The following is a 21371-nucleotide window of genomic DNA, read 5'->3' as shown; positions in this document are numbered from 1 at the left end:
TATTCTCGAGGGCGTGGATAGAAGAACGAAGATCGTATGTACCCTCGGTCCCGCAGTTGCCTCGAAAGAAGGCATCACGGGCCTCGTCAATGCGGGCATGAATGTTGCCCGCCTGAATTTCTCCCACGGTGAGCACGCTGACCACGAGCAGAACTATAAGTGGGTGCGCGAGGCCACCGACGAAACCGGTAACGCAGTCGGCGTTCTCGCTGATCTCCAAGGTCCCAAGATTCGCCTCGGGCGCTTCGCTGAAGGCGCAACTGTCTGGGCTACGGGCGAGACCGTCCGAATTACAGTCGACGACGTACAGGGCACCCACGACCGCGTGTCGACCACGTACAAGGGCTTGGCCCACGATGCTCGTCCCGGTGACCGCCTGCTTGTCGACGATGGCAAGGTCGCCCTCGTCTGCAAGGAAGTCGACGGCAATGACGTGGTCTGCGAGGTCGTTGAAGGCGGCCCCGTCTCCAACAACAAGGGCGTGTCACTGCCCGGCATGAATATCTCCACCCCAGCCCTGAGCGAAAAGGACCGTGAGGACCTGCGCTTCGCCCTCAAGCTGGGCGTGGATTTCATTGCGCTTTCTTTCGTTCGTTCCCCCTCCGATGTTGAGCTCGTCCGCGAAATCATGGACGAGGTTGGCCGGCGCGTGCCGGTTATTGCGAAGTTGGAGAAGCCCGAGGCCGTTGAATCCCTCGAGCCAATCATCCTAGCGTTTGATGCCGTCATGGTCGCCCGCGGTGACCTCGGTGTGGAGGTTCCTTTGGAGGAAGTTCCGCTAGTTCAAAAGCGTGCCATTCAGATCGCGCGCGAGAACGCTAAGCCCGTCATTGTGGCCACGCAGATGCTGGATTCCATGATCGAGAACTCTCGCCCCACTCGTGCGGAGGCCTCCGACGTTGCTAACGCGGTGTTGGATGGCGCCGATGCCGTCATGCTGTCCGGAGAGACCTCGGTGGGCAAGCACCCCATCACCACCGTCGAAACGATGGCGCGCATTGTCTCTGCGGCCGAGGTCGATGGAGAGGTCCCACCGCTGACCCACCGTCCGCGCACTCGGCGGGGCGTCATCTCCTATGCGGCGAAGGACATCGGCGAGCGACTAAATGCGCGTGCCCTCGTGGCGTTTACGTCCTCGGGTGATACCGCCAAGCGAGTGGCTCGTCTGCGTTCGCGCCTGCCGTTGCTGGTGTTCACGCCGTTCCAGGCGGTGCGTTCGCAGTTGGCGTTGACATGGGGTGTGGAGACCTTCCTGACCGACGATGTTTCCACCACTGACGAAATGATGGCCGCTGTCGATCAGGCCTTGCTGGGCATGGCCGAGTACAAGCATGACGACATGATGGTTGTCGTGGCGGGATCCCCTCCGGGAATCTCCGGCAACACCAACATGATTCAGGTGCACCTGCTGGGGCAGGAGCACAAGCGCTAGTGCGCCAGGTAGGCCGCCACCGCCGTGATACCGGCTTTCGTGGCGGCTTCTAGTGTTCCCGGGGCCGGCGCAAAGTGCGGGCTGTGGTTGCCAGGGACGTTGCCACTGTTCCAGGTTTTTTCATTTGTGACGCCCACCGTCCAGAACAAATACGGGACCCCAAAGTGGCGGGGGATTTCGGAAAAGTCCTCTGAGGCCGTCCAGCGCTCAGCCGTGACTGATTTTTCGCCGAAGGTGGCGTCGAAATGCGGGCGGACCTTGTCAAAGACATCTTGGTCGTTATCGGTCAGCTCCCCGTGCGCGGAGTATTCGATGATGGGGTCGCGTTCGCAACCGGAGGCATAGCATTCGCCGCGGATCACGCGCTCGATAGCTTTGTAGGTTTTGTCGCGCACTCCCGTATCGTAGAACCGACAGTTCAGCACCAGCTTCGCGTGATCGGGGATGGTGTTGTTGGTGTTCCCCGAGCTGAGCGTGCCTACCGTGATGACCGCGAAGTCTTCCGGGGAGACCTCTCGTCCGACGATGCCTTGCAGCCGGACCACGATCATCGCAGCGAGGAAGGTTGGATCTAGTGATTCATGGGGTTGCGATCCGTGGGCAGATTTGCCGAACAGGGTGATCGTGATTGTGTCGCATGCCGCCAGCACAGGGCCGGGGGCGGACATGACGGTGCCTACCGGTCCGGCTACGATGTGCTGGCCTAGGCAGACATCTGGGGTGGGGATCTTGTCCGCCAACCCGTCTTCGATCATCATTCCCGCACCACGGGTGACTTCCTCGGCGGGTTGGAACAGGGCAATGAAAGTACCTTCCCATGCATCCCGGCGGGCATCCATGACTGCGCATACCCCCAGTAGCGCAGAGGTGTGCATGTCGTGGCCACATGCGTGCATCACGCCTTCATTGGTGGAGGAATACGGCAGTCCCGTGTCCTCGGTGACGGGGAGGGCGTCGAAGTCCGCACGCATGAGGATGGTCTTGCCCTCGGGCGCATGACCATTGCGGAAGATGGCCACGATGCCGTGGCCTCCGATGCCGGTGGTGACGTCACAGTCGAATTCGGCAAGCTTTTGTGCAATAAATGCTGCCGTTTCTTGCTCCTGCAGCGACAGCTCGGGGTGCGCGTGCAGCCATTCATAGCAGCCCTGCTGCCACGACAAATCCACACCGTGCTGGGTTGCGAGTTCTGTGGGGTTGATGGGGGTTTCTCCTACTCTTTGTAGCTTGATTCCTGGCGGCCTGATTCCTGGCGGTTTACCTAATAGCTGGGTTGTACTTCAACGAGTTCGGCCGCATCGCGCAGTCTTCTCCCAAGGAGATTCCCGGTGCTAGGCGATCTTCTCCCTGGGCTTTCTGGAGGGCCGTGAGCACCCGATCCTTCAGTTGCGCGGGGGTGATCGTGTTGATGTAGATTTTCGTGCCACCCTCGAAGCCAGCCATCGTGGATACGCGCCATTTGATTAGGATTCGCCACGGCATCGGAACGTCAACATCCAGGGGGCGGTGCATCCACTCTTCATTGCAGGCGATGTGTGGGCCGGATGCCACATGGCATGCGTGCACAAGATCGGACACGGCATCCCTTTCGGCGTCGGACATAAGCCACGGTTCCGTCGTACCGGACTTGGAGAAGACCTCCAACGTTGGCCACCGGTGACCGAAGCCGGCAAAGGCGATGGCGTGCTCGTTTTCCGCGATGATGAGGTTGTGCCGCGCCGCGTAGTCCACCGCCCACTCGTTGTACATGTTGGGGTTGCTGCGGACCTGCGCGATCTCGGTTTCATTCTGCAGACCGTGCTCGTCAATGGCGACCAGTTGTTTGTGGAGGTGATCGAAGCTGGCACCGGCGGGGGAAAGCCAGTTTTGGAATGCTGCCACGTAACGGACGTAGCGGTTGGCCCGGTACAGCTGATCCATGCCGTCGACGGTGAACGCGAAGAAGTGGCGGTGCGTTTGCCAGTCCATACTGCCGGAGCTCGCTAGTTGGTCGGTGGAGGTTGCGCCCGGGACGAAGTGGTCTCGGGCGATGATGACGTCGTGCCCACCGGCGAACAGTCCGATGCCCTGTTCATTGAGGGTTTGCATGCGGGTGGCCGGGGAGAAGAGCGCGTCGATCGCTTCGGCAGGACGACCTGTAGCGGCCCACTTAGTGCGCAGGATTTTCTCCACGTGGTCCTGGCCGGCTTCCTCCTTGAGGTATTCGGCCATGTGCATGGCTGCAGCGGGGCTGGATCGGTAGCCGTAGTTGAGGTTCCAGTAGTCGTAGGTGAGGATCTCGAAGAGGTTGGCCACGCGGCGGAATAGAGGAGTGGTCTCCTCTAGTTCGCTGGGCTTGAGCCCGCGGAGGATGCGGGCTTGGCCGTCGGCATCCACAATGAGGCGGGATTTCTCAGGTGGGGTTTCGAGTTTGCGCTTCAGTCCAAATGCGGTCGTGGCATCGCGGTCGGCGATGTCCTGCGGTTCTGGCCGGTGCTCCGCGATGGGGCGGTTGGCGCGGCCGGGCACTGTCCAGACCTCGGTGCCGGAGAAGGGGTTGACCTGCTTGATGGTGCCGTCGGGCAAGGTGGTTAGCGGCGGCACTGGTGCGGGGCGGGGAGAATGCGAACCAATCACAATTCGATAGTAGCGTGCCGTGTAAAACTGAGAGGTATGCCTACCATCGTTTTTCGAATCCTGTCGCCCGCGGACGAGCGCAAGGCCATCGTCCAGGATTTCAATTCTCTTGTGAATGCCACTGAGGGTGCGCTGGGTGCGGAGGTTACCGTCGCCTCTGGTTCCTACGATCCTGAGTTGGCGCGTATCTGGTCGGAGGATTTCTCCGATGATTCCGCCCAAGCCGAACCCGCCACCATTCGCGTGGTCGTCACGCATAACGAGCTGGGGTCGCTGTCTCACGTAACCATGCTTTTCGCCCAGTTGTTGACAACCTACGACGAGAAACCTCCGGCAGAACCCCTGCTACGGCAAGTCCAGGACGACGCGGGCCGCCCGCGAGTGCCGTGGCATGTGGAGGTGCAACCCTAACCCGCCCCTTCCTGCATTGCTTTCTTTCGCATTGCTTTGTTGCGCAGTCTCTGTGTGTTGTATTCATTCGTCACCCGGACCCGTTCGACCGCACGGTGTTTAAAGGTCGGCCGGCCCAGTGGCCCATCGGGTGTTGTTACTATCACGTGCCCGTCGCCGTGGCTGGTCCAGGTCTCGGAAGCATCGCTGTGGATGGTTGCATCCCAGTTGCCGGCTGTTTTCAGTCGGTGGTGTTTGCCACAGAGTAGATGCAAGTTCGCGGTAGCCGTCGGTCCTCCGTCGGCTGGGTTGTCGTGATCGTATCGTTTCACGTGGTCAACCTGGCATCTATGTGCCGGAACGTCGCAGCCGGGGAATCGGCAGTGTGCGTCTCGGCCGATCACGTTGGCTTTCACGGTGGCGGTGGGGTGGTAGCTTTCATTCGACGCCTCCCCGGCCCCCGCGAGGTGCGTAATGCGGGTCAGCCAGTGCTGGCTGGCCGCGTTTGCCAACCAGTGGCCTTCGCCGAATACCTTATCGAGTGGGAGCCCGCCCGTGTTCTGGAATAGGTGAAGCACGACCTCGGCGTCGATGTTGCCTCGGATGAGCTCCAGCAGCGCAGCTCCTTGGGTGATTCCGTGAACTTTGGCGGCATTGCGTACGGCACGCAAAATCTCGATGCCCTCGAGTTTGCCCACTGTGAACGTGAAGGTGGTGTTGTATTCACTGCGGTCGTCCACGTGAAAGCTGCCCGCGCCACTTTCATAGTCGTCCGCTGGCGTTGGCGCGTCCTCGTCTGGATCCTCTTCCGGAATGGGGCGCGAAATGGGGTCCAGCTCATCGATCAGTTCTGTGAGTTTGAGGTCAATCCATCGCAACGTGCGCATCGCTTGATTCCTACGGGTGGGTTGAAGTAGTTCGACCGTGGCGGCGTCGATTAGGTGGCGGCGCTCGGCGCGTACAACCTCAAGGTGTTCGCAGATGCGGTGCATGAGTTGAAGGCAGAAGGCGCCCTCGTCGAACATGGCGGCAACGAGGGGGAAGCGCCGCAGGGTAAGGCCGATGGTCGCGAGCTGGTCGGCGCGGTAGTTTGTCAGGCCGGCGCGCGAGTAGATGCGGGTGTTGTGGTCAGGAATGTAGTCGTCCTCACTGGGGCAGGCCATCCGTACGGCTTGGAGGTGCAGCTTGTTGATCTGCACGAAGGTCTGACTCAGCGGATCTTTTGGATCCAACACTCTCCAAGACGGTTCACAAGAGCATTCGGGAGCGTCCTCGGCGGTGCGGGGGCAGTCGATATCTAATTCGTATTGCTGTTCTAATTCCTTGTGTGGTTCTGGTTGGTTGCCACCGTTTTCGGTAGGTTTTCCCACGTCAGCAGGGGAGCAGGCGGTTCCATTCGATTCTGGGTGATCGTGTGGATTAAAGCCGTCAGCAGCTTGTTCTGCCGGTAGTTCGTGGTTGTTGTGAGGTTGGTGGTCGTGTGGTTCCCCTTGAAACATCATTTCCCCTGATGGTTCGCCCTTTTCTTAAACTAACCATATTTTAGAACACCCATTCGCCTTACGTCAATAGCCCGGCGAAACTTTTTTAGACATTTTTAAGGTGCGGGGAATTGGGAGCAGAGGGTATTGAAACGAGCCGCAGTGGTGTGAAACGAGCCGCAGTGGTGTGAAACGAGCTGCGAGGGTGTGAAGCGAGCTGCGAGGGTGCCCCCAAAAAAACTACCCGCGGGCTGAATACCCTACCGACTGGCCGCGAACTCTGCCCATTGGCCACGCAACCCAGCCGGCCACCCCCAAAAACACCCTGCCCGCCGGCCGCGCACCCTGCCCGCCGGCCACCTGAGCCCACTCTAAAAACCTACAGAATGCTAGACAGAAACTCCTGCGTCCGCGGGTTTTGGGGGTTGCCGATGACCTCCGTGGCCGGGCCGATCTCCTGAATTACACCGGCATCCATGAACGCTACCGTGTCGGCAACTTCGCGGGCGAAGCCCATCTCGTGGGTCACGACCAGCATCGTCATGCCGTCGTTGGCTAGGTCCCGCATCACTCCCAGCACCTCACCTACGAGCTCGGGGTCCAAGGCGCTCGTGGGCTCGTCAAAGAGCATCAACTTCGGTCGCATCGCCAGCGCACGCGCAATCGCCACGCGCTGCTGCTGACCGCCAGAAAGCTGCACGGGGTACGCCGCCGCCTTGTGTGCCAATCCCACGCGCTCCAGCAGCTGGCGAGCATAGGCCTCTGCCGCATCCCGGGATTCGCCCCGCACCTGTATGGGCGCCTCGATGATGTTCTCCAGCACGGTCCGGTGCGTGAATAGGTTGAAGTGCTGGAACACCATACCGATATCAACGCGCTGTTTCGCGGCGTCCTTCTCGGAAATCTCGTATAGCGTGCCGTTCTTCTCGCGGTAGCCGATCAATTCGCCGTCGACTTCAATGCGCCCGGCCGTGGGCTTTTCCAGGTGGTTAACGCACCGCAGCAACGTGGACTTACCGGAACCACTTGGCCCGATGAGACACGTCACCGTCCCCGTGGGTACCTGCAGATCGATGCCCTTGAGTACCTCGATGCGCCCGTAACGCTTCCACAGGTCTCGGATATTGATCATCGGGGACCCGCCCGCACGGCTGGCCGCACCCGCACTACTATCTCCATTCACGCTCAGTTCCGCTTTCTCTTGGTTGGTCTTTTGGGGTGTTGACGCCCCCTCGTGCTTGCCCGTCATCGCCATTACCTCGTTCCCGCGCTTCCATTGGCATCGTCCACCGTGACATTGCGTGGTGGGATGCCTTCGGCGTCGGCTAAAGCAGCTAACTGGCGCCCGGTGAGCTGCCGCGACGAACCGCGAGAGAAGTATCGCTCCAGGAAGTACTGGCCGACCATCAGCAGGCTGGTGATAACCAGGTACCACGTGGCTGCAACCAGCAACAGCGGGACGGGCAGGAACAGGTTGTTGGAAATGTCGGTGGTGCGCCCGTAGAGCTCGCCTGCGTAGGGAATGGCGATGACCAGGGAGGTGGTCTTTAGTAGGCTGATGAACTCGTTGCCTGTCGGTGGGATGATGATGCGCATCGCCTGTGGCAATACGGTGCGGCGCATGTTCTGCCACCACGTCATGCCCAGTGCCTTGGATGCCTCCGATTGTCCCTCGGGTACCGCTTGGATACCAGCGCGGACGATTTCTGCCATGTAGGCGGCCTCATTCAGGCCCAGGCCTACCACTGCCAGCAGGAACATGTTGGTCAAGAATGCCTGTAGGTCAATCTCGGCGAATCCCACGCTGATGGATTGGTACAGCGACCCGAGTAGTCCCCAGAACACCAGCTGCACATAGATTGGTGTGCCACGGAAGATCCACAGGTACAGCCACGCCACTGATTGCAGCACCGGGTTCGGCGACATGCGCAGGACCGCCACGATGGCCCCCAGGATTACGCCGATCAGCATGGAGAACACAGTCAATGCAATCGTGCGCACCGCGGCCACTGCTACGCGCGTATCCAGAACGTACTTGAAGTATGTATCCCAGTGGTATGCATCATTGGTCGCAGCGCCAATGACGAACCACACCAGCAGGGCCAGCAGCACGACGGCTGCGACCCAACGCCATGGGTGTTTCAGTGGTACTGCCTGGATCTCGGAGGGGTGTGTTTTATTCTTCATTGTTGCTTAGCTCCTCCTGGTTGGGTGCTTACGACCTTTGTGTTCCGACGCCGCTCGCTTCGCGTGGCTATCAGCTTCAGGTTGATCGTGACCTCTTTGACGGCGGTATCCTCGAGTCCCCATGGGGTGAGAATCTTTGTGTATGTGCCGTCCGCAATGAGTTTCTTGAGTGCCGCAGCCATGGCCGGTGCCAGTGGGGAACCCTTTTTGAAGGCCCATCCGAATGGGGCGGTATCGAAGGCTTCCCCGGCTTGGGCTAGGCGCCCGTTAGAGCGTTTGATGGCGTAGCTGATGACGGGGGAGTCCGAGCTGTAGGCTTCCGCACGTTTCAAGATGGTAGCGGTGGCAGCGGCATCGGCGGTGGCGTAGACCAACTTGGTGATGGCGGGTTTGCCTTGCTTCACGCACTCGTCGGATTTGCCCTGAACCTCATCGGTATCGGAATACGTTCCCTTTTGTACGGCCACGGTCATGCCACAGGCGTTATTGGGATCGACGTTGCCTTCATTTCCGGGCTGGGTCGCCCACGCCACACCGGCATTGAGGAAATCCACGAAGTCGTAGTTTTTCTGGCGTTCCTCAGTATCGGTGAAGGCGGACGCTCCCATATCGATCGAGCCGGCAGAAATTGCTGGCAGGATGAGCGAGAAATCCATCTGGCGGGGTTGCACGTCCAAGCCCAGTACGGCGCCCGCGGCTTTTACCAGGTCCATCTCTACGCCGATGATTCTGCCTTTGGAGTCCTTAAACTCGTTGGGCGCGTAGGGGGTATTGGTAGCGGCGCTGACGGTGCCACGGCTTGCGATTTCCTTGGGTACGAGCTGCGCGAGTTCGGGATCTTTCGCTGGCAGGGTCTGCTGCCAGCCCTCGGGGTTCCCAGTTTCTTCGTTGGTCACGCACGCCCCGAGTGTGCTTGCTAGCATCAGCGCAGATAGCGCCTGAGCTGCAACGCGGAGCTTACTTTTAGACATACGGGAAAGTGTATACGAATAAGTGAAAAATATTAGTATCGCGGAAGTTTCCACACCGCTCGGTCGCATGATTGCTACCACAAGCGCGGATCTACTCACCGGATTGTGGTACCCGGAGCACGTGGCTACACGATTCGAAGGCCCAATTGAACAGGTGGGGCGGGGTGGGGCCGTGGTGGCGTCGTTACAAAAAGAACTACAGCGCTACTTTGACGGCGGGCTGAGACAGTTTAGCGTGCCAACAGCAATTACCCATAGCCCAGAGGCGCTGGCTCAGCTACCCAGCACCGAACTGCAGAAGGCCGTGTGGTGGCAGGTAGCGCAGGTGGGATTCGGTGAGCTAACGACGTATGGGCAGATCGCGCGGGAAATTGGGCGGCCGGGGGCATCGCGGGCAGTGGGGCAAGCGGTGGGGCGCAACCCGATCTCTATTGTCGTGGGATGTCACCGGGTGGTGGGTGCAGGTGGCAAGATCACTGGTTACGCTGGCGGGTTGGAAAGAAAGCGCAAGCTCTTGCACATTGAAGGGCACTCAGGGTATTGAATCTTGGCGCTGGCTCTCGTACGGAACCGGCCTGCCTGCACCTGATAAAGCTAGAGACAGAACCAGAGACAGAACTAGAAAAAGAGGAAGGCCAAGCACTGATGACTGATCTGCTCAACCGCGTGCAGCTCAACACCCCCGAGCACAAGCTGGTGAAGGAGGGGATAATCAGCGATTATCTTAACCACATCATGAAGGACAATGCCGATAACTCCGAGGGGCAGACTGCCCAATACATTTCTGCATTGCGCGATGCCGATCCCGAGCCCTTTGCCACCGCACTTTGTACCTTGGATGGCCGAATCTACTCGGCGGCCCTTGGGGGTACTTTTAACGACGCCGGCGTGGCAGCCGATCAAGTTGAATTCACGATCCAGTCCATTTCGAAGCCGTTTGTGTATGCGTTGGCCTTGCAGGAGCACGGTATCGACGAGTTGGTGAAGGTGGTCGGTATGGAGCCATCGGGAGAGGCCTTTAACGAGTTAAGCTTAGAAGGCGATACCAACCGGCCGGTCAACCCCATGATTAATGCGGGCGCGATTACCGTCAACCAGCTCATTAATGGATCAGAATCGACGGTGGATGATCGCGTGGCAAAGATCCACGGCTTTATGAATCAACTGGCCGGGCGGGAACTGACGTTAGATAAAAAGACCGCGGAATCCGAAATGGAATCGTCCGACCGCAACCTAGCGCTGGCACACATGCTGCGCAGCTACAACATCATTCAGGATCAAGCTGAGGATGCCGTCAACAGCTACGTGCAGCAATGTTCGATTCTGGTGACTGTCCGGGACCTTGCCGTCATGGGAGCCACACTGGCCTCCGGTGGGGTGCAACCCCTGACGGGCCGGCGCGTGATGGACCAGTCGGTGGCGCGCCAGGTGCAATCGGTGATGGCTTCGGCTGGAATGTACAACGCAGCGGGGCGCTGGATGGCGCGCGTGGGCATCCCCGCGAAATCCGGTGTGGCCGGTGGTGTGCTGGGCACACTGCCTGGGCAACTGGGGTTGAGTTCGTTTTCTCCGAAGTTGGACGAACACGGCAACAGCGTGCGTGGAGTGCGCGTGTTCCAGCGATTGAGCAACGACATGGGGTTGCACCTTATGGCGCCGGATCCGCGTGGCCGGGCCAGTGTGCGTAGCCTCACCGAGGACTCGCACACGGATGAGACGATCGTCCGTTTGCAGGGCGATATCGACTTCATTGGCGGGGAGCGCCTGTACCGCACGCTTTCCGAGCATGAACTCAAGCACAAGAAGTTGGTGTTCGATATGACCCGCGTGGACGGTGTGAACCCCGTGGGCTGTCGCATGTTGAATAACGGGATCGAGCAATTGCGCGAAGAAGGCTACGAGGTGAGGATTGAGGACCCCGAAGGGTGGCTCAAACTCAAGGACGCCTACTTGGCCGGTGACGGGGTGTAGCGGCGGGGTTAGCCAGCGATGCGCTCCCGCAGCTCAGCCGCAGTGACCACCTTGCCGAAGCTGGGGACGTCGTGGGTGAGCGCGTGCTCGTGGCGCGCCGGGTTGGGATCGTGCAGGATGTCCCGGACGGCTAGGACGTTGAAGCCCTCGTCGTAGGCGCTGCGGGCGGAGGATTCCACCCCTGCGCCGGTGGCGCCACCCACGAGGGCAACGGTATCCACACCGAGTGCGCGCAGTTGGTCCGCCAGATCGGACTTGGTAAACGCACTCCACGTGCGCTGCTTGTAGATGTGAATATCGGAGGGCTCAACGGGTAGACGGTCATCGAGTTCAGCGAAGTCCTCGGGCAGCTGCTCGGGTTCGGGGATGGGGTTATCCACCTCGCCAGCGGGCAGGCCCGTGGCGTGGACCCAGACAACGGGCAACTGGGCCTGGTGGAATGCGTTGGCGAGGGCCCTGATATCAGCGACGAACGGATCCACAACCTCGGCTGGTGACCAAGACAGGATGCCCTTTTGGGCGTCTACGACAATAAGTGCGTGCATGGGGTGAAGCCTCCTTTAGAATCTTCTTGTCATGTCACGTAACAGCATACGTCCACATTGGATCGCGCGAATTACTGCAGTTCGGGCATTAGTTCGCTGGGGTTACGTTTGTGGCGGAGGGGTGATCGTTCATCGTGCTCTGGGTTTTGATGGATCAGGATGCAGTCTCAGCGGAAGGCACTCGGCTGCCCACTGCTATCGCAAAGACGTACGGCGCCCTCGGTTTCACTGTCACCGATGTCAGTGGCTGTACCAGGGCCGGTTGTGATAGTGCGCGATAGCGCCTAAACTTGTATCCAATTTGAATACAAGTAGGGAGTTTTGTGGACACACGGTTCGCTCAAGCTCTCCATGCGCTGGTATATATCTCCGAAACTCCAGGCACGGCGAGTTCGCAGGCCTTGGCAGAAAGTATCGGTACCAATGCAAGCCATGTGCGCAAACTCACCGCACTGTTGAAGCAATCCGGCCTCGTCGAAAGTAGGCAGGGCAAGGCCGGATTCGCACTGGCCAAGCCTAAAGAATTGATCACACTGGCAGAGGTCTATAACGCGGTGTATCCGGGCAAGAAAATGCTTCATGTTCACCAGGATCCAAATCCAGAGTGCCCGATAGGCCAGCACATAGGAGCAGTTCTCGCAGCAGCATTTGTAGGTTTGGGGGATCAACTGGCTGCGGTACTCCAGGGCCAATCCTTGGCTGGGCTGATCAGCGCCCTTTACCGCAGTGCCAGCTCAACACCTAAAGGAAATCAATGAAATCCGCGCAGCTAACGAAATACACCAAAAACAGCATTGAACTCGAACTAAAAGAAGTTCCAAAACCCGAGCTTAGAGAAGGGCAAGCGGTTCTCCGGGTGCTCGCCGCCGGTGTAAATCCACTCGACAACATGATCACTCGAGGGGAAGTTAAATTGATTACCCCCTATCGGTTGCCGCAGATTGCAGGGAATGAAGTTGTCGGGATCATTGACGCCATTGATTCAAACGCGGCTGGGTTAAAAATTGGCGACCGCGTTTTCGCGCGCCTACCACTGGGCAGTATTGGGGGTTTTGCTGAATACGTTGCTGTTGACTACACCGCGCTGGCGCATGTGCCCGATTATTTGAACGATATTGAGGCTGCAGCAGTGCCCCTGACCGGTTTGACGATCACTCAAGCGTTGGCCCTGATGGAACCGGAACCCGGTGAATCGATTTTCATCTCGGGTGGTACCGGTGGTGTGGGGTCGATGGCCATTCCGATTGCAAAGGCGCGGGGACTGATGGTTTATACCAACGGCTCGGCGGCGAATAAGGATCGGGTGATCGCGCTGGGCGCGGACAGCTTCCTAGATTACAAGACCGAGGATTACAGCATTGAACTGAGCAACATTGATTATGTGCTCGATACCCTCGGTGGCGAAGAGACTGAAAAACAAATGGGCATTCTAAAACCCGGAGGTCATCTCGTTTCTTTGCGGGGGATGCCCAACGGTGCTTTTGCGCGGCGCATGGGTTTTTCGAAACCGAAGCGGGTTCTGTTCGGCTTGGCGGGTCGAAAACTCGACCGCATGGCGGAGCGCCATGGGGTTACCTACGATTTCATCTTCGTTGAACCTAGTGGGGCACAGCTGCGGGACGTTGCTGATCTTCTGGCAACTCAGCGGATCAAACCGTCTATCGATCAGGTTTACCCCCTGGCTGAAGTAAACCGTGCTCTGAGGAAGGTAGATTCCGGTAATTCCCGGGGTAAGACAGTGATCACCGTAGCAGGTAGAACCAGAACCTAGGCCCCGCGTTAGGGTTGTCGGTTATTTCCACGTTAAACACCGATGGAAAATGCATCTGGTCATGCGTAACCTCAGTTGGGTGTCTACCATTCAGCGGACTTACTTCATGGCAGATCGTGGCCCGCGCCCAGTAACTAGAGGCTGGGCCCACCTCGTTGCGGCGTTCTTGGCGGCAATAGCGTCAGCAGTTCTCATGACTATTGCGTGGATGACACTCGCGTGGCGCGAAGCCGTTAGCGTGAGTGTCTACTGCGCGGGGCTCATTTCCCTTTTCGCGGTCTCGGGCTTGTATCACCGCTGGCCGTGGAAGTCCCCCGAAACGGTCAGGTGGTGGCGGCGCGCTGACCACGCAATGATCGCGGTATTCATCGCCGCAACGTACACACCGATGTGCGTGATTCTACTGGATCCGCCGTATTCCATATGGATGCTGGCCGCGGTCTGGGCTGGTGCAATCTTGGGTGTAGTCCTGAATATGGTGTGGATCAATCACCCGCGCTGGTTGGACGTGGTTGTGTACCTGGTTCTGGGATGGAGCATCGTCCCACTGCTGCCAGCACTGACCCGCTCCGTGGACCATACGGTTATTTGGCTGCTGTTTCTCGGTGGCGTGGCCTACTCCGTTGGCGCGGTTGTGTATGGCTTCAAATGGCCTGGCCGGAACGCCAGCATCTACGGATACCACGAGCATTTCCACACACTCACCATTGTGGCCGCAGTGCTGCATTTGGTGGCGGTGTGGATGATTGTGGTTTAGGGGTTCCGGGGATAACGGTGCAACGGGGTGGGTACTGGGATTAAGTCAGTGGTTCATCTTCCCGAGGCTCTGAATGTTTTCAGGACAAATGCGTTATAGCATTTGTTGGGGTTGAGGGGATACTGGGTGTGGTCGGGGTGGCGTCGGAATAGAAACAAACCTACGGACGCAGAAGTAAACCAGTACGACGATAAGGGTTGTGCCTGCCATGTCGAACAACGCTGCCTCCCACGGGATGGCGTTCGGATCTTCGACGACCGAGAACACCGGCTGCGCGAAGGCGAGGTAGTTGTTGATCGTGTGAATGGCGATGACGGCCTCGAGGCCACCGGTCTTGTGCACCAGCACCGCGTACAGAATCGCCGAGTACGCGATGGCGACCGTGCCCCAAGAGTTGTAACCGTGCAAGGAGATCCACAGCAACGCGCCGGGTAAGTAGGCGACCCAGGGGGACTTAAACCAGCAGCCAAAAATTTGTGGCAGGAAACCGCGCGCGAAGATTTCCTCCGCGGCCGCTTGGAAGGGCACGAGTGCGATCACAGCGGCGAAGAGAATGACGTCCTGGTGTTCCGGGGTGCGGGGTTCTAGGCCTTCGCCGGACGCGTAGACAATGACCTGACCCACTACAGCGACAGCGAGGGCTATTCCTGCGGCGACGCCAACGATGCCCCACCTCATTCGCCCCACAATGGAGAGTAGGAATCTGGATTGGTAGCCCGCGATGCGCGCGGCAACGAAACATACCGGAACCATCGAGGCCAGCGATAGGAGCAGGACGATGTTGGATGTGGCGTTGTTGGGATCCTCGGAGAGGACGGTCGTGTCCACGTCTGTACCTACGAGGGCGGCCGCGAGCGTTGCAGCTATAAAGACGGGGATTTGCGCGACGAAGCTTAGAATCAGTGCGAAGACGAGCGCCCTGATGGGGCGGCGGCGCGCGTGGGCCTGGCCCTGCGGGCGCGGCTGGAGGCGCGGGTAGAAGAGGGCCGCGCGGTGATATGGGGTTTCTTCCCTGGCAGCCGGTTGATGAGGCGCGGGGAAATGGTTGGAAGAGTTCATGGCTTCTATTGTGTATGCCGGTGGGGTACGGAGGTATCGTCCGAGTGGGTGATTGTGGGGCGGCGGTGTAGATCTAAGGGCTGATATTGGGAGGGCCTGCGGCGCTGTTCGCGAGCGAGTGCTGATTGTGTACTCAATAGATTTAAATCCGCCGGGGGCGCGATAGATTGGGCTTGGCGTGGGATGCCAAGATGGGCACCGCGTTGCATCGTCAAGTGTGTTGACCGTGTTTCGTTGGAGAACTTCCCAAAGATTGGAAAGGGAATTCGGCACAATGAATGAAAGCCAAGCTGCGTGCACTGTGGTGCTCACCGCGTATGGACCTTTCGTGCGCGAGCACAATTCCTCGATGGAGGTTGGCCGGCACGCGGCTACCTTGCTGGAACAGGTCGGCGTGCGGGTCATCTATCGAGAAATCGAAACCAGTTGGACGACGTTCGCGCAGAACTTGAATGCACTGGTCGATGGCTACCACCCGGATGCGATCATCAGTTTGGGCGAGCGCCCCGATGTGACCGAACCGCTCGTGGAATTGGTTGCCAAGAATGAACGGCACAAAGACGACATCCACGGCACGCCCGGCGAAGGGCCCGTCGTCGACGGAGGGCCGGCGACGAGGAATGCCCCGGAGGAGATGACCCGCGTGCAGCGGGCCGTTCGCGAACACGGTGCACGGATTGGCCTGAGCCATGATGCGGGAAAGTATTTGTGCAACGCCGCGTTGTACACCAACCTCGGATTCTACGAAACCGGAAAGGTGCGCCACGCCGGATTCATTCACGTCCCCTCACGCGATGAAAACGATCCGCACACTGCCCAGGACGCGCAAGCCATCGCGGACTACATTCGCCAGTTGCTGACGGATGTCTAACGCTGACTGAATCCCGTCAAGAACAGCGTTGTGAGGTGCCTCCCGCTGTCCCAGGCGGGAGTTGTCTGACGTTTGTACGTTGTAGCGAGAGGGGTTCGCCGGCACCGCTACGAGCTAAGGCTCTTGACGATCCTGTTGGTTTCCATTGCCACCCGGGCTACTCGACCGATGAGATCGACGATGTAGCGCGGGTTGTCTACTTCATCGGCCCAATCGTTCGGGTCGTTGACGATGCCGGAGGCCTTGTCCTTCTTCACCTGGTAACGGTCAATGATCCACGCCAGCGCGCTGCGAGAGCCGAGCATGTACTCATCGGCTTCTGCGGGGATTCCAGTGATGGTCACCATCGGGCTGTAGATCAGCTTGGTGACATCGCTTATGCTCTTACCGGTTTCGGGATCCTTGCGTTTTGCCCAGCGCATCTTGGTCACGCGCCAGGTTTCCCGATCGGATTCGTCTCCCTTCACTTGTACGTTCAGTGGCCACGGTTCCACGTCTTCGTAGTTGACGTGCAGAGCCATCAGTTCGGCCCCCGCGGCGGCGAACTTATCGAATTCTGCCCGCAACGATGGCGTGTCAATGTGGGGAAGCATCTTCTTTAGATCCGCCGCGTACTTCGATCGGTACTCCGGATCGTGCAGCTTGCCGTACACGAAGTGGAAGATGTCGTCGCCCGTGATCTCCGCACCGAGCGCATCGCGGTAGATTTTCTTGATCTCATCGGTGATGTTATCCACGCGCACATATCCGTCGACGACCTCAGCAATCTCGCCGTACTGGCTGGTTTCGGAACTTCGTTGGGCGACGTCCCCCTGCCCGAACAACCCGCCATCCGCATCGATAAGAGCCCAGGTGAAGCGGGGGAAGAATTGGCCTGGATTGCCGGCACCCGCAACTGCGACAAGATCTGGGATGAGATAAGTCGCATTGCACGTGAACGGCGCTGAAGCGGCTGCTGCCGAAGCCAGAATGCCGATGTTGTGATGCGCCGGGGTCGGGAACATTGACGGGAGTTGGTAGACCATGTCGTTCAGAGTCTGCTCGAAATATGCGCTTTGCCTAGCGAACGGCCTGTATAACGACTTATAAACTCGCCCGGGCTTTACAGTTATGTCAGTCTTTTTCACCGCGTAGTTTTTCAACGTACGGTTCCACGAAATTTTCTTAGGGTCCGCGAACTGAGGATTGCGTCGCAGGAAAGTCGTGACATCTGCTTCGCTTGGCTTCGTGACCTGCTCGTCGTCGAACCAGTGGTGAAGGGCGGTCGTTGCGTCAGCGTAGGTATCCGTCAGTCGGGAGAGCTGATCAAGAAGCTGATCCTCCGTCTGGGCGTACGCCCATGCATCCCGAGCAGTCGAAAGCCCACGAGAGAAAGTTGTGAAGAATTTAGTCGAGTTTCCTTTCTTCTCGCCGATTACCGGCCAGGTAGCGAAGTCTTCGGAGCGCTGATTGACCCAGTCGCCTTCCTTATTTGGGGTGATGGCTTGCCACTCGATGGTCTCGATAGTGGAGGTGTCGACGATGTGGAGTTTTTCATCCGCGGTGAGGTAATCGCCGATATCGCGGTAATGCAGCTGGAAACCTGATTTGTTTGGATCCTTGATTCCGATGGTGATGGTCACGTTCGTACGAGATCCGGAGTCGAAGACGTTCCCGCCTTCCATTCGCCGTTGTTCGCCGGCAGTGCGTGCGTTACCCCGCAGGTTAAACACGTACAGATCCGTGAAGTCCTCGGCCATGGAAAGCCGCACGCCGTCGCCGGTGTTGCCATCGATCCAACCACCGTTGGATACGAAGGCGACCACACCTTGGTCTCCAATGCGGTCGGTGGCCCATCGAAAGGCGCGCAAGTAGGAGTCGTAGAGCGAATTCTTGTTGGTTGCGGTGGACCGGGCTGCGTAGGTTTCCGCAATCTTTTTATCGAGCGTTGGATACTTGAGGTTCGCGTTCAAATCGTTGGCAGACTTCTGACCAGCGGAGTAAGGCGGATTGCCGATCACTACATTGATTGGGGCTTTCCTCTGCCGTTCAATGGTCTCATTGTTCTCGCGGAAGATTTGCAGGTCAGCGATGTCGCCTTCTTCGTGAATCTGGAAGGTGTCGGCCAAAGCGATGTTGCTGAATGGGACATACCCCGGCTCCGGATCGCCGTTGCGCTTCGCTTCTTCAGCCCGCAGCGCGTTATAAGTGGTCTCGATGTTCACCGCAGAAACGTAGTAAGCCAGCAACATGATCTCCGTAGCGAAAAGCTCATTCGCGTACTTGCGGGCCAAGTCTTCCGGCTTAATTAGACCTGATTGCAGCAAACGGACGGTGAACGTGGAAGTGCCAGCGAAGGGGTCAAGGATACACACTCCTTCATCGGTCAGCCCCTTGCCGAAGTGCTTCCGCGAAACATCATCGGCAGCGCGAAGGATGAAGTCCACGATCTCCACCGGGGTGTACACAATCCCAAGGGCTTCGGCCTGCTTCCTGAACGCCTTCTGGAAGAAGCGCTCGTAAAGTTCCTTAATCACTTGCTGCTTGCCAGAAGCGCTATTCACCTCCGAGGCCCGCACACGCACCGAATCGTAGAACTTTTCCAACGATTCGGTTTCAGTATCCAGATCTTCCTTCTCCAGCACCATCGTCATGCGCTGCATCACTTGCGCAACTGGGTTGTGCTCGGTGAAGTTGTGCCCCTCAAAGAGCGCATCGAATACCGGGGCGGTGATCAGGTGCTGGGACAGCATACTGATGGCTTCGGCATCCGTGATTGAATCATTGAGGTTGCCGCGAAGCCCTTCCACAAAGCGGTCGAATTCCTTACGCAGTGAGGGGTTCGCACCATCGACCAGCGCAGTGATTCGCGTAATTTGCGCCTGGGCGATCTTGGCAACATCATCGGCCCAATCCTCCCAGTACGTGCGGGTCCCCACCTTATCGACCAGCTTCACATGCATGGCCTCTTGCCATTTCTCCAGGGAGAACAAGGCGAACTGTTGCGCGAGGTCACGCTGTCCGGCCTCGGTAGCATCGGGATCCACGCGGCGTGAATCATCGCCGTTGAGCAAGTCCTTAGGGTTTGGAACCGGATTCACTACCAGGGGCAGCTCGCTTGCATCCCCTTCATTCATCGCGATGGAATTGACCTTCGCGTTGAAACGATCGTCATGCGCACGCAGCGCGTTGAGGATCTGCCACACCACCTTGAACCGAGCATTGTCGTTCAGCGCTTGTGAAGGGCTCACATTGGGCGGAACCGCAACGGGCAAAATGATGTAACCGTAGTCCTTGCCATCGGCCTTGCGCATTACACGCCCCACGGATTGCACCACATCCACCATGGAATTACGTGGGTTGAAGAAAATAACCGAATCCAGCCCAGGAACGTCCACACCCTCGGACAGGCAGCGAGCATTAGTTAGTACTCGCGTTTCGTCACCTTCAATGTCGGCTTCCAGCCACGAAATCCGAGACGACCGCTGCATCGCGTTCATCGTGCCGTCTACGTGTTGAGCAGCAACGTCCACGTTCACGTTATGCAAATCCACGTGATTCAAAGCAGAGTTTTGCATCAACACGTTCTGGTAGGAGCGAATCAGAACCGGGAAAGATTCCGCGATCTGCTTCGAGGCCCGAATGTCCTTCGCGAAAGCAACCGTCCGCAGCATCGGCTTGGCGCCCTTTTCAAACCCAGCCTTCGTTCCCTGCAAACCGCCGGACCGTTTCGCCAGCGCAGTCCAAGCGCCGATCATCGCCGAAGCCGTCGTTAGATTGACTGTCTGGCCATCGGCCTGGGCCATTACTTCGGCGGCGACGCCCTCGTCCACCGTCATCACGAGTACCTTGTAGTCCGTCAGCAATCCCTTGTCGACGGCCTCCCCAAAGCCCAACCGGTGGAATTCAGGACCGAAAACTGCTTCGTCATCCATAGAGGCAAGCTCGGCGGAGTGTTCCTTGGCTTTGCCCTTCACTGACTCATCGAAAAGCCGCGGAGTCGCGGTCATGTACAGGCGCTTGTCGGCTTGGATGTATTCGGCATCGTGGATGCGTACGAAAGCGGAGGCATCCTCACCGGCAAGAGTCACGCCTGTCGTGCGGTGGGCCTCATCGCAGATCACCAAATCGAAAGGCTCCAGCCCCTTCTGCTGGGCATCATGGACCGCACCCAGTGATTGGTACGTGGAGAACACAACGTGTAGCCCCTTAGCACGCTTACCAATGGAGAATGCTTCAGTGATCATGTCGCCATTGGTTGAAACGGGAACTTCCAAATCGTATGGCGCAATGTCCTCAGCAGCTTTGCCGGCTTTAGTATCTGAACACACAGCGAAACTACGTAGTTCGACCGTCGCCTGCGCAGTCCACTCCCGCAGGGTCTGAGACAGCAACGCGATGGAAGGGACAAGGAACAGGACTCGAGCGCGGTCACCGCGAGCCGCGGCGAACTGCTCCGCCAAGCGCAATGCGGTGAATGTTTTACCTGTACCGCACGCCATGATCAGCTTGCCGCGGTCGCGGTTTTCGAAACCCTTGAGGACTTTTTCGATAGCTTCAGTTTGGTGCTTACGGGGCTCGAAGGCTTTCTTCTTCGACAGATTGATTTGAATCTCGGAACCAGGGAATGCAACATCCCAATTCACGGGCGCATTGGCGATGTCTGCCATGCCAATGCGGCTGGTTTCGATCATTTGGTTAGCCAGGGCATCTTCCGCGTTCGCTGACCATCGATCGGTCGTGGAGATGATGTAGCGATGTGCGAAGTGTTCACGGCCGTTCTCAGTCTCGAAGGACTTACCGGAAGCCTCGAAAAACGAGTCGATGTGTTGTTTTTGAATACTCGTGGTGGGTTTGTAGAACTTCGCCTGAATGGCGACCCAGCGGTGATCATCTGCCCGTCGTGCTACCAGATCAATGCCCGTATCTGCTTTGCCCCCGTTGTACCGCCAGTCCTTCCACCGGCACACCTCGTCGAACTGCTCGGCCAAAGTGGGGGCCGTTCTAAAGAAGTTGACCATCAGTTTCTCGAAAGCGATTCCGTACTTCGCTTGCGGTTGATTATCGCGGAGTTGAGTGAGAACTTCAGTGAACGTTGCCATGAGGGAAATTATGCCTGCACACATTCCCTCACGGCCGACTGACTGCAATAAAACACGAAACTGGGGGGACCGTGGATGCGGTCGCCACCCAAGAGGGGCTAGACGTTCGAACGAATTTATCGAACACGAAAGGGAGTGTCGCAGATCGCCTTTAAAGTAACCGTAGGAACAAACCGAGAACGAGGTCCTGGGATTGGCGCGGGGCGTCAGATCAAAAAAGTAGTTGGGCCAAAACCAAG

General features: G+C 58.3%; 17 protein-coding genes. 8 read left to right on the top strand and 9 right to left on the bottom strand.

What is annotated here, in order from left to right:
* Nucleotides 1–13 precede the first annotated feature (13 nt).
* A complete protein-coding gene (gene pyk, locus HMPREF3098_RS08200) occupies nt 14–1432 on the top strand; it encodes a pyruvate kinase (RefSeq protein ID WP_070434738.1) in 1419 nt (472 codons plus the stop codon).
* Here pyk and HMPREF3098_RS08195 read toward each other — a convergent pair.
* The gene (locus tag HMPREF3098_RS08195) at nt 1429–2634 is read right to left on the bottom strand and encodes an amidohydrolase (protein ID WP_083284354.1); all 1206 of its coding nucleotides are present in this window, start codon (nt 2632–2634) and stop codon (nt 1429–1431) included. The genes pyk and HMPREF3098_RS08195 overlap by 4 nt on opposite strands.
* 55 nt (nt 2635–2689) lie before the next feature.
* Nucleotides 2690–4048, bottom strand: a complete 1359-nt coding sequence (locus HMPREF3098_RS08190; RefSeq protein WP_070434736.1) for a DUF4921 family protein — start codon at nt 4046–4048, stop codon at nt 2690–2692.
* A 36-nt stretch (nt 4049–4084) separates the two neighbouring features.
* Between HMPREF3098_RS08190 and HMPREF3098_RS08185 the strand changes: the two genes are divergently transcribed.
* Entirely contained in the window at nt 4085–4459 is a 375-nt protein-coding gene (locus tag HMPREF3098_RS08185) for a hypothetical protein (RefSeq protein ID WP_070434735.1), read from the top strand.
* Here the strand turns inward: HMPREF3098_RS08185 and HMPREF3098_RS08180 are convergent.
* The 4 genes from HMPREF3098_RS08180 to HMPREF3098_RS08165 all read right to left on the bottom strand — a co-directional run bounded on the left by HMPREF3098_RS08180 (nt 4456) and on the right by HMPREF3098_RS08165 (nt 9077).
* Nucleotides 4456–5940 carry an HNH endonuclease signature motif containing protein gene (locus HMPREF3098_RS08180; protein ID WP_210385962.1) on the bottom strand — a complete coding sequence of 495 codons (1485 nt, stop codon included), beginning with the start codon at nt 5938–5940 and terminating at the stop codon, nt 4456–4458. The two genes, HMPREF3098_RS08185 and HMPREF3098_RS08180, sit on opposite strands and share 4 nt — an antisense overlap.
* 358 nt (nt 5941–6298) lie before the next feature.
* Nucleotides 6299–7051: an amino acid ABC transporter ATP-binding protein gene (locus HMPREF3098_RS08175; RefSeq protein WP_070434805.1), complete on the bottom strand. Its 753-nt coding sequence runs from the start codon at nt 7049–7051 to the stop codon at nt 6299–6301.
* A gap of 122 nt (nt 7052–7173) precedes the next feature.
* Nucleotides 7174–8106: an amino acid ABC transporter permease gene (locus tag HMPREF3098_RS08170; RefSeq protein ID WP_070434734.1), complete on the bottom strand. Its 933-nt coding sequence runs from the start codon at nt 8104–8106 to the stop codon at nt 7174–7176.
* Nucleotides 8103–9077: an ABC transporter substrate-binding protein gene (locus tag HMPREF3098_RS08165; protein ID WP_070434733.1), complete on the bottom strand. Its 975-nt coding sequence runs from the start codon at nt 9075–9077 to the stop codon at nt 8103–8105. Before HMPREF3098_RS08165 ends, HMPREF3098_RS08170 begins: the two co-directional genes overlap by 4 nt.
* 22 nt (nt 9078–9099) lie before the next feature.
* Between HMPREF3098_RS08165 and HMPREF3098_RS08160 the strand changes: the two genes are divergently transcribed.
* Entirely contained in the window at nt 9100–9621 is a 522-nt protein-coding gene (locus tag HMPREF3098_RS08160; RefSeq protein WP_246815899.1) for a methylated-DNA--[protein]-cysteine S-methyltransferase, read from the top strand.
* A 101-nt stretch (nt 9622–9722) separates the two neighbouring features.
* The gene (locus HMPREF3098_RS08155) at nt 9723–11048 is read left to right on the top strand and encodes a glutaminase (RefSeq protein ID WP_083284352.1); all 1326 of its coding nucleotides are present in this window, start codon (nt 9723–9725) and stop codon (nt 11046–11048) included.
* A gap of 8 nt (nt 11049–11056) precedes the next feature.
* Here HMPREF3098_RS08155 and HMPREF3098_RS08150 read toward each other — a convergent pair whose 3' ends face one another.
* Complete coding sequence (locus HMPREF3098_RS08150) at nt 11057–11593, bottom strand: cysteine hydrolase family protein (RefSeq protein WP_070434732.1); 537 nt, start codon at nt 11591–11593, stop codon at nt 11057–11059.
* Between the two features lie 323 nt (nt 11594–11916).
* Here HMPREF3098_RS08150 and HMPREF3098_RS08145 point away from each other — a divergent pair, with 323 nt between their 5' ends.
* The 3 genes from HMPREF3098_RS08145 to HMPREF3098_RS08135 all read left to right on the top strand — a co-directional run bounded on the left by HMPREF3098_RS08145 (nt 11917) and on the right by HMPREF3098_RS08135 (nt 14121).
* Nucleotides 11917–12351: an Rrf2 family transcriptional regulator gene (locus HMPREF3098_RS08145; protein ID WP_070434731.1), complete on the top strand. Its 435-nt coding sequence runs from the start codon at nt 11917–11919 to the stop codon at nt 12349–12351.
* Entirely contained in the window at nt 12348–13364 is a 1017-nt protein-coding gene (locus tag HMPREF3098_RS08140; protein WP_070434730.1) for an NADP-dependent oxidoreductase, read from the top strand. Before HMPREF3098_RS08145 ends, HMPREF3098_RS08140 begins: the two co-directional genes overlap by 4 nt.
* 61 nt (nt 13365–13425) lie before the next feature.
* On the top strand, nt 13426–14121 hold the full coding sequence (locus tag HMPREF3098_RS08135) for a PAQR family membrane homeostasis protein TrhA (RefSeq protein WP_070434802.1): 696 nt from the start codon (nt 13426–13428) through the stop codon (nt 14119–14121).
* A 93-nt stretch (nt 14122–14214) separates the two neighbouring features.
* On the opposite strand, the gene HMPREF3098_RS08130 is transcribed toward HMPREF3098_RS08135, so the two are convergent.
* Nucleotides 14215–15180: a CPBP family intramembrane glutamic endopeptidase gene (locus tag HMPREF3098_RS08130; RefSeq protein WP_070434729.1), complete on the bottom strand. Its 966-nt coding sequence runs from the start codon at nt 15178–15180 to the stop codon at nt 14215–14217.
* Nucleotides 15181–15454: 274 nt separating this feature from the next.
* Between HMPREF3098_RS08130 and HMPREF3098_RS08125 the strand changes: the two genes are divergently transcribed.
* The gene (locus tag HMPREF3098_RS08125) at nt 15455–16051 is read left to right on the top strand and encodes a pyroglutamyl-peptidase I family protein (protein ID WP_070434728.1); all 597 of its coding nucleotides are present in this window, start codon (nt 15455–15457) and stop codon (nt 16049–16051) included.
* 107 nt (nt 16052–16158) lie between these two features.
* On the opposite strand, the gene HMPREF3098_RS08120 is transcribed toward HMPREF3098_RS08125, so the two are convergent.
* A complete protein-coding gene (locus tag HMPREF3098_RS08120) occupies nt 16159–21132 on the bottom strand; it encodes a DEAD/DEAH box helicase (RefSeq protein WP_070434727.1) in 4974 nt (1657 codons plus the stop codon).
* Between the last annotated feature and the right edge of the window lie 239 nt (nt 21133–21371).

Source organism: Corynebacterium sp. HMSC28B08, assembly GCF_001806865.1.
Taxonomy (GTDB): Bacteria; Actinomycetota; Actinomycetes; order Mycobacteriales; family Mycobacteriaceae; genus Corynebacterium; species Corynebacterium auriscanis.
Note: the sequence above shows the minus strand (reverse complement) of the source record. Positions and strands in the feature narration are given on the sequence as shown.